Source organism: Deltaproteobacteria bacterium (assembly GCA_012522415.1).
In the GTDB taxonomy this organism is placed as follows: domain Bacteria; phylum Desulfobacterota; class Syntrophia; order Syntrophales; family JAAYKM01; genus JAAYKM01.
Genome location: JAAYKM010000113.1, coordinates 1 through 15,241, shown reverse-complemented (window position 1 = coordinate 15,241; position 15,241 = coordinate 1). Strand labels below are relative to the sequence as shown.

The following is a 15,241-nucleotide window of genomic DNA, read 5'->3' as shown; positions in this document are numbered from 1 at the left end:
TCAAGTAATGCCAAACCACGAGGTGTTATTTTAAACTTTTGCTGTCCTGTTTTTTCAAGAATGAGAGCTTTCACAAATTGACCTATCGAATTATTAATCATTATTCTGGCCCTGTTTGGTCGATCGGACTCCAACAAAGAATATCCATTTTCGAGATATGCAGGTATCTCCTTGTATAGATGTTCCTCGCCATCAGCAAAGACTTTCAATACAGGCAGCATATAGTCATGTAATTTTGGGGCTTCATCCATAGTTTTTTATCTCCATTCTTAAAGCACAACGAGGGAATCAGAGACGCGGCGCAGCCGTGTCCGCCTGGATGCTATTGTTGGATGTTTTCCGTCCTCCAAACAGAGCCAACTCAAAGGTTTTAAAGAAGCAATCCACATCTTCAAAACCTATGTCGCTGAGCCACTGGCACTGTCTTTCGACTGGTGCCGGAATATTCTCCTTCTTGTCCTGAAAAAATGCGTCTTCGATCTCTTGCATGGTTATATTCAACTTGGCATTTTCGTGGAAACGCCGAATATAGTCGAGAAAGAAGCTGTCGAAAAGTTCATTTACTGAAGGGGTAGCTGAACTGACCTGATCGAGGTTCAGGAAAATCCCGCCATTTCTGAGAAGACAAAAGATCTCGGCGTACAACGCCATCTTTCTCCCATCCGGCTGATGATGAATGGCAAACCCCGAGACGATGATATCAAAAGGCTTTTCCAACTCCATGTCCTTAGCCCAGTCCGACGTTGCGAAATCTGCATTGATGACTTTTACGCGCTGATTATTGCCGATTTTTATCCGTAATTTTTCCAGCATAGGATCGGAGAAATCGGCAAATATCACACGTGCTTCAGTATACTCTTCGAGGAGCATACGACCGAGAATTCCATCTCCACAACCCAGATCCAGAATCCTGGATGGCTGAGAGCACCAGGCACTTGTAATCTTGCTGATAACTTCCAGCTGGAGCTTTGCACCAGGAATAGCTCCTCGGACCCCTTCCACAAAGGTTTCTGCAATCTCCTTGGTTTGCCACTTGCTGTGCTGCTCATTCATCTTTGTTCCTTACATCTAACGTTACGGTTCAGGCGCGCGGTTTGGTTACTGCCTGCGGGTCGAATGATGCCAGCTCGATGGGATACCAATGTCCCTATTGCGTTGGAAGTCAACAACATCTTTCGTCGGCGTTGACCAAGCCGGGAATTGTGCCCCTGGGCGAGGACAGGCCTGTAGCGCCGGCTGGGGAGGATGTGCAAATCAAAAGTCTCTGAAATTCTCTTCCTCCAACGGGATAACCTGGTCGGGGCGGACTTCCTTGCCCTTATGGCCTGAAAGGGTCACGATCCGGCCCCGTCCGGCCTCGGAAGGGAAATGCGCCGGATGGGATTTCACGGGTTTCCGGAGAGGTACTACGGACCGTTGATTCCCAAGCCGACCGCCGACCACCGCCATCAGCTCACCCACATAAACCTTCATCTGCTCGACCTGTGCGTTCATCTCTTCGGATGCGCTGGCCGATTCCTCGGCGCTGGCCGCATTTTGCTGCGTCACCTTGTCCATCTCGGTCACGGCAACATTGATCTGGCCGATCCCGTGCGCCTGTTCCTGAGATGCTGCGGCAATCTCAGCAGCCAGTTCCGTTACCTTCCTGGCAATATCGGCATTCTTATCCATCGCCTCGTTCACCTGCTCAAACGTGGACGTCGCCTCCCTGATCCGTCCCGTCGAATTCGAGATGAGGTCCTGCGTGTTCTTCGCAGCCTCCGTGGCCCGCATCGCCAGGTTCCTCACCTCGTCCGCCACCACGGCGAATCCAGCTCCGGCCTCTCCGGCTCGGGCCGCTTCCACCGCGGCATTCAGCGCCAGCAGGTTCGTCTGGAAAGCTATTTCGTCGATAGTCTTAATCACCTTCGCCGTATCTTCACTGGCCTTCACGGACGCCTGCATAGCGTTTTCCATCGTCCCCATCCGCTCTATGATCAACTGGAAGTTCGTGGCCGCTTCCTTGGACATCATGTCGTTGGCCAACTGCGCGTTTTCCGCATTCTGCCGGGTCATCGATGACAGTTCCTCCAGGGAAGAAGACGTTTCTTCCAACGACGCCGCCGCTTCCGAGGTCGATTCGGACAGGTGCTGGCTCGAGGCTGCAACCTGGTTCGATGCCGTGGCAATCTGTTCCGACCCCTCACCCAGACCAGCAATCACCTGGTTGAGTGCGCCGGTGGTGGTGCGAATAATGAAATAGCTAAGGATGCCGACAATCACCAAACCGACAATACCCATCATCGCAATGATACCGCCAATACTCCGGCTGATTTCATTATAACGTGTGTTGGGTACACCAACATAAAACATTCCGATGATTTCGTCCCCACCGTTCTTGATGGGCGCATAAGCAGTCTGGTTCCAGGTTCCGACAACGTTGGCCTTACCAATATAGGTTCTGCCGTCTTTGAGGGTTGCCTCAATGACTTCCTGGGAAGCCTGGGTTCCCACAGCCCTGTCACCTGAAGAGGTTCTTACGTTTGTGGCAACCCGGGTATCACCCTGAAAGAGTGTTACCGTATCGCCAGTGAGCCGGCCTATTGAGTCAACAATAGCAAAATTGCCGCTCATCTCTGCTTCACCCTTGAAGAGTTTCCCTTCCCCGATTGACCAGGAGCCCGGATACACCGCATCCACATAAGCGACGGCCATGGCCAAATCGCCCGAAAGTTTTTCATGGGCTGTTGTGATGACTCTGTTTTGGACGACGAGGATGGTCGTGATACCGATAACCAGGATCATGATGAAGAATAAGCAAGTCAGAGCAATGATTTTCGTCCTCAAAGTTCCCTTCATAGTCGATTTCCCCCTGCAATTTTTATGATTTCCCGATGGAATGAACGAAGAGCACAACCTCCTTGACACCCTTTTCAACTGGAGGATGTAAGGTAATCCATTTTCAGCAACTCTTTGAGTTTTGAACATCTTTATCGGCAACATCAAAAAATACTTTAGAGATGCTTAAACCATCGAAACCTGGCGATATGAGCCCAATCTTTCAAAATATGATTCAAACACCCGGAAACAGGCCTAAATATCAGAAAGTTATCCTGACCTTTCTTTAAATTATTTTGAGGTACCAGGTGTCACATACAGGATCTATGGAAATTTATCGTGATCATCATGCAGAAGGAGGGGTATGTTCAACGGCCCATACCATCGGGAAAATACTTGAAGCTCATCCTTACAGGAAATCCCGGAGATAGGGACCTTTATTGAAATACCAGCCGGCACATATTCAGGTGAGGATGATATCGAGAGACGGGTGTATAATTGTGAACAACGGTTTCGCAAAGAAACACCCGTATCGCCGGAACTGCAGAACATCTTCCGTTGTCTGCTTTCAATCGTACCCCAGTTCGACCAGTCGTTCCTCGTCCATACCCAGGAAGTGTCCGACTTCATGGACGACGGTGACTTCGATTTCCCGTTCCAGCTCTTCACGGGTTTCGCACATTCGTTCCAAGGGTTCCTGAAAAATGAAAATGGTATCGGGGTACAGCGATGGTTCCAGGATCGAGCGCTCCAGCAACGAAGCCCCCTCGTAAAGCCCCAGCAACTCCTCTTCCGCCTCCATACCCCATTCGACCAACATGTCCCGGGAGGGCCTTTTTAAGACCGTAATGGTTACATTCGTCAAGTGTGCCTGAATTTCCTCGGGAATACGGTCTATTGCATCCCTGACAACCTGCTCGAATTCTTTTGAACTGAGCTTCATTTTCTCTCCGTACGATCCGGGTTATGCCATTATTTCAACACGCGGTGCTTCCCCGCAGGTTATCAAAAGCGGGGCGGGAAGGCCGTCGCAATTTGTCATATTCAAGAGCCCTCGCCCATGCAATCCGTTTTCCCCTCGGATCGTTTGCGGGTTTGAGGGCGCACATCCATGGTCAGAGTGCTGGTCTGCAGACGACCCGGGTGTTTGATGTCCATGCAGGCATTCTGATCGGCCCGGCGCCTGCTACTTTTCCCTGCCCGACTCCTTGTCGACAGGCGCCGTGAGCAAATTTTCCGGCCGGAGCTGATAGTTTGCCTTGCTCAACCTGATCGACCCCGGCGGCGCTGATCGCCAGCTGTCCGGTGTCAAGGCGCTCCACCCAGTCCTTCGCTTTCAAATACCAGAGATGAAACTCGATTATTTCCAGGGGCTGGCCAAGCAGACGAGCCAGTTCATATTCACCCAGCCCGAGATTGTTCATGCTGCGCCGCCGCTGAACGTATAAAAGCGACAGGAGAGTTTCGCGCATTTCCCAGTCGTCGGCAAAGGCGTTGCCTGTTCCGGCCTCCGCCACCACAATCCACTTCGTGTTCCAGTAATTCTGATGGCTGGCATCGGAACTGGCTGCTTACATCGGGGTTGGACAAGGTCCGATATGCTTTGAGGATCAAGCGGAAGCGGTCCTCGTCGCCCGAACTGGGGTGATCGGGGTGATATTTTTTCGCCAGGTGCCTGAATACGCGTTCTATGGTGTCGCCGTCCGCGTTCGGATTCAACTGCAGCAACTCGTAATAATCAACAAAACCCTCTTCAGTCATATCTTTTTCCCCCTGCATCGCCGTGTTGACCCACCTCACCCATTTTTTTAATCTCTTAAGCCACTGTAGATGTCTGGCTGAGGGCCGACAATATTTTCCCCTGTACCAATGACTACATGAGGGAGATCGTCAGCGTCAATGAATTATTACATACACCCTGAACCGCCACCCGAATGCCAACCCACGGAAACGGGAAAACGGGAAAGCGCTTCCACCCGGGCTCTAAAAAGCATTTTCGCCTTCGCAAAAGCCTGTCCCGGCAACATGGAGAGGATTCTCTTCTTTCATAGCGATATCATCATCCACCCGCATGCCTCCATGACGACGGTGGAAACGATCAAGGTTTACCACACGGGGTGGAAGAGCCGGCGGGGCATTTACGGGACTTCCCCGCGCACTACGAGGATCGCTTCGGGCAGGTCTACACGGTGGATTTCCAGGTGCGGGAAGTGCGGCGGGATGGAACACCCGAGAGTCGGCACACGAATGATCCGTGTAAGGGCGTCCGGAGCTGCCTGGACGGGGAGGATGTTCTTTTCACCCCCGGCTATCAGACAAACGCAGCCTTCTATCTTGGGGTCACGACAAAGGGCCGCGCAAGTCACTCAGGGCCAGCGCATTCGCGAGATTGGCGAACTCCTTCGATGAAAGGGTTTCCGCCCGGCGGGAGCCATCGATACCCAAATCGGCAAGGATCGCTCGGGTTTCATCAAGATTTTTCCCGTATTCCCGGAATACTTTCAGATTGTTCAACAGGGTTTTCCGGCGCCTGGCAAACGTGGCACGAACCAGGAGACGAAAAAATGCCTCATCCTTCAGGGAAAATCGAGGCGTGTCGAGGAAAACCAGTCGCAGCACGGCGGACTGAACCGCCGGTTTCGGGTAAAAGCACCGATTTGAAACGGGGAAGATAATCTCTAGATCGGAAAACATGGAAAAAATCACGGAAGGAATACCATAGGCTTTTGTACCCGGCTCCGCTACCAATCTCTCTGCAACTTCCTGCTGCATGAGCAGAACGGCATCGGAAATAGAATTCCGAAACTTGATCAGATGAAACAGGATTTCCGATGTAATGTTGTAGGGAATATTTCCCATCACCTTGATTTTTTCTGTCGGCGCCCTCGGCGCAAACTCTGATAAATCACAAGTTCGGATATCCCGTTGTACGATTTCGACATTCTCGGTATCTTTCAAATCGTTCCGAAGAATGTCGGTCAAATGGGGATCGATTTCCACGGCGATGATTTTTGCCGCAACGTTCGCAAGCATTCTTGTCATGACCCCAAGACCCGACCCGATTTCGACCACCGTATCTTCCGGCGATAAATCGCCGGCGGCGACGATCTTTCGGAATATATGATCTTCCGTTAGAAAAGACTGGCCATATTGCTTGCGCGGGCGGACATGATGTGATCTTAGCAATCTAAGGGTCGTTGACATGACGCTGTTTTCTCCTCCGTGTGGCCAGTACAACCCGATGGGCCGCAAAGTATGCGGGTACGGCAAAAAAAGGTGCCATAATAATACCCCCGGTGAGAAGAGGCAGCGTTACATCCCATCCGAAGTTCATAAGACTCATGATAGAATAATCTTTCAACACCAAAGACTTGCCTTCCAGCCCCAGAAGGTACTTGCCCATCCGGTATTGCAAAAAATAAAATGGGGCGATTGTCAGGGGATTGGAAATTGCCCAGGCACCGATATAGGCCGAAGTGATGTTCTGACGCGAAGCCAGACCGAGGACAACCAGCAAGCTCGTATGAAAGGGAATCGTCGGCGTCACCCCGATAAAAACACCCATGGCGAAACCCATGGCAATGTTTTTGGGTTCTCCCCTCAGGCTGATAAAACGGTTATAAAAACGGAGAAGGTATTTCTTCAAAAGTCGGCTTCCTGTTGCCGGTCCTGTCAGCAAATGTTTGCGGGCCAGCGCGAGACGGCGTTCAAGTCCAGACCTGACAGGATGCCCTGCTTCAAGAGTAAATAACCCGCCGCGGCGATCATTCCGGCGTTATCCGTGCATAAAACGGGCGGGGGAACGAACACTTCAATGTTCTCTTTTTCTCCGTCCTCTCTGAAGCGCGCTCGCAAACGGCTGTTGGACGCCACACCACCGCAGACGACAACACGCCGGGTCCCCGACTGCCCGGCCACGCGCAGAGTCTTTTCGACCAGAACATCGACAATCGCTTCCTGGTAACTTGCCGCAACGTCGTTCAATTCTTCCGTTGTAAAAGGTGATGATCGCTTTTTGAGCATGTTCAGAAGCGAGGTTTTCAACCCGCTGAAGCTGAAATCGTTGACATCCCGCATGGCCCGGGGGAAATCGTATTTGCGGCGATCGCCATTTCGGGCCATCCCGTCGATGACCACCCCCCCGGGATAACCGATGTTCAGCATCTTCGCGGCTTTGTCGAAGGCTTCACCCGCCGCGTCGTCCTTCGTTTGGCCCTTTAGATTGTACCTTCCATCGGATGTCACGAGGTAGATATTTGTGTGGCCGCCGGAAACGACCAGGGCTATGAACGGGAGCTCCGGCGGCGTTTCCATGAGGAAAACCGCGGCGATATGACCTTCCAGATGATTGACCCCCACAAGGGGAATTTGCCGGGCATAGGCGATGGCTTTGGCTGTTGACAAACCGACCAACAACGAGCCGACCAGACCGGGGCCGCAGGTTACGGCAACGCCGTCGATCTGCTCCAGGGTTACGTCCGCTTCCTCCAGAGACTCTAGGATCACGGGAACGATCGCTTCCACATGCTTCCTGGAAGCAATTTCCGGAACCACACCGCCGTATTTCCGGTGTACATCTATTTGGGAGGCAATGATGTTCGACAGCATTATCCGTCCATCCAGAACGACGGACGCCGCTGTTTCATCGCATGATGACTCAATTCCTAAAACAATCATTGTTGATATCCCATATTTCCTTTTTACAAAAGACTAAAAAATTGTATATATAAACGTCAAGGGTTTGTAAATCATCTTTTTCAGTCAAGGACAGCCTTATGGACTTCACTTCCGACTTCCTCGTGCTGGGCAGCGGAATCGCCGGATTGTCTTTCGCTATCAAGGCGTCGATTCTGGGCTCGGTCACCATGGTGACAAAAAAAGAAAAGTCCGAATCAAGCACCAACTACGCGCAAGGTGGCATTGCCGTGGTTCTGGACAAGGAAGACAGCTTCGAAGACCATATTCGCGATACCCTCATTTGCGGCGGTGGTCTTTGCCGGGAAGATACGGTTCGCTTCGTGGTCAGCGAGGGGCCGGATCGTATCCGGGAACTGGTGCAATGGGGCGTCAATTTCACCAAATCGGCAAATGGTTCCTCTTCCGGATATGACCTGGAACGCGAGGGCGGTCACTCCAAGCGACGGGTTATCCACGCCCAGGACCTGACAGGCCGGGAAATTGAGCGCGCCCTTCATGAAAAAGCAAGCAAACGCCCGAATATCCGCATCTTCGAAAACCACATCGCCATCGATTTGATCCTGCAATCAAGGTTGACGCGGCAGGAATCCCCCGCAGGAAGGGACCGTTGCCTCGGGGCCTATGTTTACGATATTCAGAACAACGACGTGCATACCTTCCAGGCCCGCTTCATCATTTTGGCCACAGGAGGAGCGGGAAAGGTCTATCTCATCACGACCAATCCCGATATCGCCACGGGCGACGGCATTGCGATGGCTTACCGGGCAGGCGCGGAAGTTGCCAACATGGAGTTGATCCAGTTCCACCCGACCTGCCTCTTCCACCCGGAAGCCAAATCATTCCTGATCAGCGAAGCGGTTCGCGGTGAAGGGGGCATCCTCCGCCTGCAAGACGGTTCGGCCTTCATGAAGAAATATCATCCCATGGAAAGCCTTGCGCCACGTGATATCGTCGCCCAGGCCATCGACACGGAGTTGAAGATTTCAGGCGATGAGTATGTCCTTTTAGACATCACCCACCGTGGGCGGGATTTCATTACAGATCGCTTTCCCGGTATCTACGGGAAATGCCTGGAATATGGCATCGATATCACGACCGACCAGATTCCGGTTGTGCCCGCGGCCCATTATCTTTGCGGCGGTGTCGACGTCGATCATTACGGCCAGACTAATATTGACAGGCTTTTCGCTTTGGGCGAGGTTTCCTGCACGGGCCTCCACGGGGCAAACCGGCTGGCCAGCAATTCTCTCCTGGAGGCAGTCGTTTACGCTCACCGCGCCTTTATAAAGATCGTCGAGCTTTTCGCCCGAAACGCTCAAAGCAACGTCGACATACCACCATGGGATCCGCGGGGCGCGACCGAAAGCGATGAATCGGTGGTCGTCTCACATAATTGGGATGAAATCCGGCGGTGTATGTGGAATTACGTGGGAATTGTCCGCTCCAACAAACGTCTGGCCCGGGCCAAACGGAGAATCGAGATGATTTCCAATGAAATCAATGAGTACTATCATAATTTCCTCATCACCAAGGATCTCATTGAACTTCGTAACATAACCACAGTCGCCACGTTGATCGTGGAATGCGCCATGATGCGCAAGGAAAGCCGGGGACTGCACTACAACCTCGATTATCCGGCGAAAGACGATGTAAACTGGCTGAAGGATACCCGTATCGTCAGGAAGCAGAAAACGGAATAAAGCAGGTAAAGGGATCCCCCCGCCATAAACATGAACAACCTTTCCTGCCTCGGCCGGGGGGCCAGAGTCGACTTCATGTCCCGGAATATCTGCTCCACCCTCCACAAGTTTTTGTACTTCAGGGCCACATCCTCGGTTGTCGGCATCGTATTCGTCTTGAGCACCCACTTCCCGTTCTACAGTGTTTCTTCAGATATGTAACGCCTATTTGTTGAATCGGCCCAATTCCTTCATGATTTCCAGAAATATGGGTCCGCGGCTCCGATAAAACCCCTCCTGATCTTCGACAACCATATCGTTTTTCGTCGTTACCTTCTTGTTCATGGTCATGCCGTTATATCCGAAAACCGCCTTATACTCTCCATCCAAGTAGGCAAGAGCGTGCCAGTCGGCCATGATCGTGTATGGTTTCCCCTGGGGAGCCAGAAGATCAGATCCATGGGTGTAGCGCTCCACAGGCGTTGTCACGCCGAGTAAAGGCATCAAGGTTGCCGGAATATCGACGTGTGATGTTATACGGTTCACCTGTCGAGGAGCCAGGCCCGGCACCCACAACACCAGAGGTGTCCGGATCTGCTCTTCCACAAAACTGGAATTGTGGCCCCAGTGGCCTTTTTCCATAAATTCCTCTCCATGGTCCCCTGTAAGGATTACAATCGTGGAGTCAAGAAGATCATGCTCTTCCAGGTAACGGATCACCCGGCCGTACTGGCTGTCCAGGTGATGACAGGAATTGATATAGCGGTTCTTTATCAGTGGCATGTCCCGATTGGGATTCATCGTAGCGTAGTTGAAGTCTTCCAGATAAGGTTTCCTGATAATGCTCTCGGGAGGGAAGTAATACCTCGCGTGGGGAGATTCGAAAAATATAAAGGTCATGAAAGGCAGCTTCTTGTCTCGTCTATCGAGGAAATCAAGCATCCGGGTTACATTCTCCCGGTCATGCTGCCATCCCTGCCCGGGAGGTAACTCGCTGAGATCGTGACACAGTGTTTCCGGAACCTGGGCAAAAACGGTTTTATTGAACTCGGGGTAACTGAAACGGGCGCTGCTAAACAGGTTTATCTGGTACCCCTGGCGGAGAAGAACATCCATAACAACCGGCCCCCTGCGTTCTTTCAGAAAGCTGAACCAGTAATTCCCATAAAGGCCATAGAACATCGAAAACAGGCTCTGGCGGGTACCGTTGCTGCTCCCGTAATGATTGGCAAAACACACCGCCTTCCGGGAAAAGGCCCAAGTTTCCGGCATGACCTCCGGGTTCATCATATCCGATCTCAGAGATTCCCCGACCAACCAAACGATATTGTACTTATGATGTTGTGTTTTTTCTTGGATCGGCGCCAGGGGGTAACAAATCCGGGTCGTCTTCTGGTTAAATTGAAAGCCCGCCTTTTTCTCAGGCTCCACGCCGACTGATCTTGCCAGTCGTTTGAACGTGAGGGGAACATAGAGAGGAAAGTCATCGGAAACGTTCATGACGGGGGTGTAGGCATAGAGATTGGCCACCCCGTAGACAACGCTTTGCAAGGCCATTAAAAGCAACAGAAAGGAAGAGGATAGCGCCAAAAAGCGACGGTTGAACAAGCCCAGACAGAATCGTCGGATCGGTTCGAGAAACCGTAGTAATACAAGCAGAACAAGCTGCAGGATGAAAAATCCAAAGGCGATGGCCCCAAAGGATGCAAAGGTGGTCACATCACCACCCATGGACTCAATCCCGCCCGGCGTGAAAACCAGATTCCACACAAAACCATTGATATGAAAACTGTAGAAACGGAAAATGAAACCATCAGCGTAAATCATGACCTGGAGAATCCACGTCAAAAGAACAGCGGGAATGTACAAGACCCACGGGGGATCGATATTTATCCTAGATAAGAAACCGGAAACAAGGGGAAGAGAGAGGGAAATGTTAATCACGGACAAAACCAGAATAACGGGCAGGAGGTACAGAAAACTGTAGCTCAGGTAAACGGCCACGGAAAACAGCATCGGCAAAGCGTCTGTATAATGGTGATGCCTCAGGTAAACCGACGCATTCAACAGCAGGAGAAGGTACGAAAGCGCCAGATAAGGGCGGAGTATTTCTGAATGAGGAACTTTTCTTCGCATGCTTGCCGGGTCATCCGGTCCATGCATGATTTGCTTGGCAATACTGATTCATCAGTTATTGTGTAGCATGCGAAGCTTACGTGAAGATTATGTGATGATTATAATTTGGTAATGTTTGGAGGTTTTTCCCGAATAATGTACGAGGGGACTGGCGGTTTATGAAATGAAATCGGATCAAGGCCGCATGGGTATGCTTGAATCGCAAGGGACCCGACATAATACGATACTCGTGGATCAGGCAGAAGGGGGGGCGGGAAGAATCACGGTAAAGGTACTACCCTTCCCCGGCTCGCTTGCGACATCAATATCACCGCCATGGGCACGGGCCACGGCAAGGGCCAGACTCAACCCCAAGCCGAAACCTTGGAGGGAACGGCTTTCATCGCAACGGTACAGCCTCTTGAATATGTACGGTAAATCTTCCCCGGCGATACCGATGCCGGAATCACGCAAGGACAGACAAAGCCGGTCTTGTTCCCTGCTAAGAGAAACCGTCACTTTCCCTTCCGGGGGCGTGTATTTGACCGCGTTGTCCAACAGGTTGATGATCATTCTTTGCAACCCCTGTAGATCACCTGTCACGGTTACATCATCGGGGGTGTAATTTTCGAACTCAAGTTTCTTTTCCTCGGCGATAGGAGAAAAAAGTTCAAAAGCCTCCCTGACAATCCGCGAGATATCGACCTGGGTTTTTCCCTTCCCCAGAAGACCCGATTCTTCCTTTGAAATCATAAGCATGGTATCGATCATCTGGAGCAGGTTGTCGCACTCCTCCACAATACCGGCCGCCAACTCTCGCTTGTCTCCGTCAGAGCCTGCCTGAGCGATTGCCGTCTCGGCGGCCACCCTCATCCGGGTAATCGGGGTTTTGAGATCATGGGCAATGTTGTCCGTCACTTCCTTCAATTCTTTCATCAGGCCGCTGACATGATCCAGCATACGGTTAAAACTTGACGCCAGCAGCTCTATTTCTTCACTCTTTGATTTTATTTGAACCCTTCGATCAAAATCACCCTTTGCAATGGCCGATGCCGTTTTTGTAACCTCCCCCACTCCGGATAAGGCACGATTGGCCATAAACCAGCCGACGGCGGCAGATAACAGCAAAAATATTATCATGAGCGGGGCAATGATCACATTGAACGCTCTGATGATCCGGTTTTCCTGCTCCATTGGGACGCCGATCTGTAAAACATGCCCCAAGTGGATGGCTTCATAGATAACCCGGATGGAAAAGGGTTTTACCGGCATGGTTTGCGTTACCAATACACGCCGCTCCCCGTTTTTAAGCCGATTCAAGGCATTCTGGTCTACTTCCGCGTTACGCCAATATTTCGGGTCGGAACTGGCGATGACCTCTCCTGAAGCATCCAGCAAACGGAGAAATATTTGATCAATACCGTCTCTTTCCGCCTCAATCTGGAGCGTTTCCTGGCTTAAATCAGGGCCGGTCAGGGCCAACGTGGCGGCAACCTCATATGCTTCCTCCAGAAGCCACTGATCGACATGTTTCTGGTTCACATTGGTAATCATGAAATAGATGACAAACAACGCCCCCAGCAAGGACGCCGTAAAGACGGCGGCGTACCAGAGGGTAAGATGAAAGGCCAGTTTATTCCGGATCCCAGGAATGATTTTCGAGGACATATCCCGCTCCGCGAATCGTGTGAATGAGCTTATGAGCGAAATCCTTATCTATTTTGTCTCGCAGGATACATATCCTTGACTCAACGACGTTTGTCATGGGGACAAAATCATAGTTCCAGACATGCTGCATAATCATGGTCTTCGAAACAACCCGGCCGGCGTTTCGCATCAGGTATTCCAGAAGTGAAAACTCCCGAGGCTGCAAATCAATCTTTTTCCCGTCCCGAATAACCTCTTTTCTGATTAAATCCAAAGATAAATCACCTATTTCGATTCGGGTCGCTTCCTTTGCCCCTGTCGCTCGCCGGATCAGGGCATACACCCGGGCCAAAAGTTCGGAAAACGCGAAAGGTTTGGTCATATAGTCATCGCTTCCACATTCCAGTCCCTTGACCCGGTCTTCAACCGATTTTTTTGCACTTAAAATGATGATGGGTGTGTCGATCTTGTGTTGACGTAATTTACTGATGAGGGTCAGCCCGTCCAGTTTGGGCAGCATGCAATCAATGATGGCGGCGTCATAAGGTTCATGAAGGGCCATATGCAGGCCGTCCTCTCCGTCTCCGGCATGGTCCACGGCAAAACCGGCTTCCCGAAAGCCTCTGACAATGAAGTGGGCGATCTTGAGATCATCTTCAACCAGTAACAACCGCATACACTATCTAGCCGGGATCCTTCTTTGATTTTCGAAGACTCGTTGAAAAATGACATCCACGTGTTTGAGAAATCGCTCGGCATGGAAGATATCGTCGATTTCTCCCTTTGTTAGAAACGACCTCACCTCCGGATCCTTCTTTAACAATTCTTTGAAATCCAGATGCCCTTCCCACGACCTCATGGCGTTTTTTTGAACGACGTCATAGGCTCCTTCCCGGGTCATACCCCCGTCGATAAGCTTGAGTAAAACAAGCTGGGAAAACACAACGCCGTGGGTCATATTCAGATTGGCAAGCATTTGTTCGGGGTACACGGTGAGTGTCTCGACCATCTTAGTGAAACGACTCAGCATGAAATCCAGAACAATCGTGGCGTCGGGACAGATGATACGCTCAACCGATGAATGGCTGATGTCCCGTTCATGCCAAAGGGAAATGTTTTCGAGGGCTGCCATGGCATAAGAGCGCATCAGTCGTGACAGACCGGAAAGATTCTCCGACAGGACCGGATTGCGTTTGTGAGGCATCGCAGAGGAGCCCTTCTGACCGGGGGGGAAATATTCCTCCGCCTCCCGCACTTCCGTTCTTTGTAAGAGACGGATTTCCTGGGCGAATTTATCCAGGGATGAGGCGGTAATCGCGAGCGCGGTGAAATATTCGGCATGCCGGTCCCTCTGCACAACCTGGGAAGCAACGGGAGCGGGTTTCAGCCCCATTTTTTTGCAGACATATGCCTCCACAAAGGGGTCGATAAAAGAAAAAGTGCCCACGGCACCGGAAATCTTTCCGTAACTGATTCCCTCTTTTGCCCGAATGATTCTCTCCTGGTTCCGGACCATTTCCTCGTACCAGATGGCCAGCTTCAGACCGAAGGTAATCGGTTCCGCATGAATTCCATGTGTTCTGCCGATCATCAGGGTACCCTTATGTTCCATGGCTTTCTCGCGGAGCACCGTGAGGAGCTCATCCAGATCCTCCAGGAGTATTTCCGCAGCCTGCTTCATAAGGATTGCCAAAGATGTATCGAGAACATCCGAGGAGGTCATCCCCATATGGATGAAACGGCCGTCTTCCCCCACCTTCTCCGTTACGGATGTCAAAAAGGCAATCACGTCATGTCTGGTCGTTGCCTCGATCTCATCAATTCGTTTTACATCGAATGCCGCCTTCCTCTTGATGACTTCAAGTGAGGCCCGCGGAATCTGTCCCAACTTTGCCATGGCCTCACAGGCATTGACTTCAATGTCCAGCCATGTTTGAAATTTATTCTCCGGTTCCCAGATCCGGCTCATCTTGTCTCTTGAGTAACGAGGAATCATAACCGTACCTTCCCAAATTCATTGTTCAACAGCAGAATACACCCCCATCTATCCGACAACGCCGAATCCCGCCATTCCAAAGGGGGATAGCCATTCTCCTTCTGAAACCAAATGAAGTATCGCATATCCACACCATTTCCCCGGATCGAAGCCCAAAATCTCTTCAGTCGTGCAACGCTCCCGAATGACCGGGTTCTTTTTAGCAAGGCGGTCAGCAAGGCGGGCTTAATCCAATGCCCGCAAGGACAAACAATCAACCACTTATTGACGCATCCCGATCCATCAGAGC

14 protein-coding genes are annotated in these 15,241 nt (G+C 51.3%); 1 reads left to right on the top strand and 13 read right to left on the bottom strand.

Going from position 1 to position 15,241, the window contains the following annotated elements:
* The 9 genes from GX147_09265 to tsaD all read right to left on the bottom strand — a co-directional run.
* Window positions 1-251, bottom strand: a 251-nt coding sequence (locus tag GX147_09265; protein NLN60868.1) for a hypothetical protein, incomplete at its 3' end; no start/stop codon positions are given.
* Window positions 252-288: 37 nt separating this feature from the next.
* Window positions 289-1,053, bottom strand: a complete 765-nt coding sequence (locus GX147_09260; GenBank protein ID NLN60867.1) for a class I SAM-dependent methyltransferase — start codon at window positions 1,051-1,053, stop codon at window positions 289-291.
* A 201-nt stretch (window positions 1,054-1,254) separates the two neighbouring features.
* Entirely contained in the window at window positions 1,255-2,838 is a 1,584-nt protein-coding gene (locus tag GX147_09255) for a hypothetical protein (protein ID NLN60866.1), read from the bottom strand.
* Window positions 2,839-3,385: 547 nt separating this feature from the next.
* Complete coding sequence (locus GX147_09250) at window positions 3,386-3,760, bottom strand: metallopeptidase family protein (protein ID NLN60865.1); 375 nt, start codon at window positions 3,758-3,760, stop codon at window positions 3,386-3,388.
* Window positions 3,761-3,932: 172 nt separating this feature from the next.
* Window positions 3,933-4,241: a hypothetical protein gene (locus GX147_09245; GenBank protein NLN60864.1), complete on the bottom strand. Its 309-nt coding sequence runs from the start codon at window positions 4,239-4,241 to the stop codon at window positions 3,933-3,935.
* Window positions 4,219-4,578 carry a J domain-containing protein gene (locus tag GX147_09240; protein ID NLN60863.1) on the bottom strand — a complete coding sequence of 120 codons (360 nt, stop codon included), beginning with the start codon at window positions 4,576-4,578 and terminating at the stop codon, window positions 4,219-4,221. The genes GX147_09245 and GX147_09240 overlap by 23 nt, the downstream gene beginning before the upstream one ends.
* Before the next feature lie 579 nt (window positions 4,579-5,157).
* On the bottom strand, window positions 5,158-6,021 hold the full coding sequence (gene rsmA / locus GX147_09235; GenBank protein NLN60862.1) for a ribosomal RNA small subunit methyltransferase A: 864 nt from the start codon (window positions 6,019-6,021) through the stop codon (window positions 5,158-5,160).
* Complete coding sequence (locus GX147_09230) at window positions 6,005-6,463, bottom strand: DUF2062 domain-containing protein (GenBank protein ID NLN60861.1); 459 nt, start codon at window positions 6,461-6,463, stop codon at window positions 6,005-6,007. The genes rsmA and GX147_09230 overlap by 17 nt, the downstream gene beginning before the upstream one ends.
* A 26-nt stretch (window positions 6,464-6,489) precedes the next feature.
* Entirely contained in the window at window positions 6,490-7,494 is a 1,005-nt protein-coding gene (tsaD, locus tag GX147_09225) for a tRNA (adenosine(37)-N6)-threonylcarbamoyltransferase complex transferase subunit TsaD (protein ID NLN60860.1), read from the bottom strand.
* Between the two features lie 98 nt (window positions 7,495-7,592).
* On the opposite strand from tsaD, the gene nadB reads away from it, so the two are divergent.
* Complete coding sequence (gene nadB, locus GX147_09220) at window positions 7,593-9,215, top strand: L-aspartate oxidase (GenBank protein ID NLN60859.1); 1,623 nt, start codon at window positions 7,593-7,595, stop codon at window positions 9,213-9,215.
* Between the two features lie 204 nt (window positions 9,216-9,419).
* On the opposite strand, the gene GX147_09215 is transcribed toward nadB, so the two are convergent.
* The 4 genes from GX147_09215 to GX147_09200 all read right to left on the bottom strand — a co-directional run bounded on the left by GX147_09215 (window position 9,420) and on the right by GX147_09200 (window position 14,952).
* Entirely contained in the window at window positions 9,420-11,330 is a 1,911-nt protein-coding gene (locus GX147_09215) for a sulfatase-like hydrolase/transferase (protein NLN60858.1), read from the bottom strand.
* Between the two features lie 234 nt (window positions 11,331-11,564).
* Window positions 11,565-12,977, bottom strand: coding sequence for a HAMP domain-containing histidine kinase (locus GX147_09210; GenBank protein ID NLN60857.1), 1,413 nt, complete (start codon window positions 12,975-12,977; stop codon window positions 11,565-11,567).
* A complete protein-coding gene (locus GX147_09205) occupies window positions 12,943-13,632 on the bottom strand; it encodes a response regulator transcription factor (GenBank protein ID NLN60856.1) in 690 nt (229 codons plus the stop codon). Before GX147_09205 ends, GX147_09210 begins: the two co-directional genes overlap by 35 nt.
* 3 nt (window positions 13,633-13,635) lie before the next feature.
* Window positions 13,636-14,952, bottom strand: a complete 1,317-nt coding sequence (locus GX147_09200; protein NLN60855.1) for an adenylosuccinate lyase — start codon at window positions 14,950-14,952, stop codon at window positions 13,636-13,638.
* Window positions 14,953-15,241: the final 289 nt, after the last annotated feature.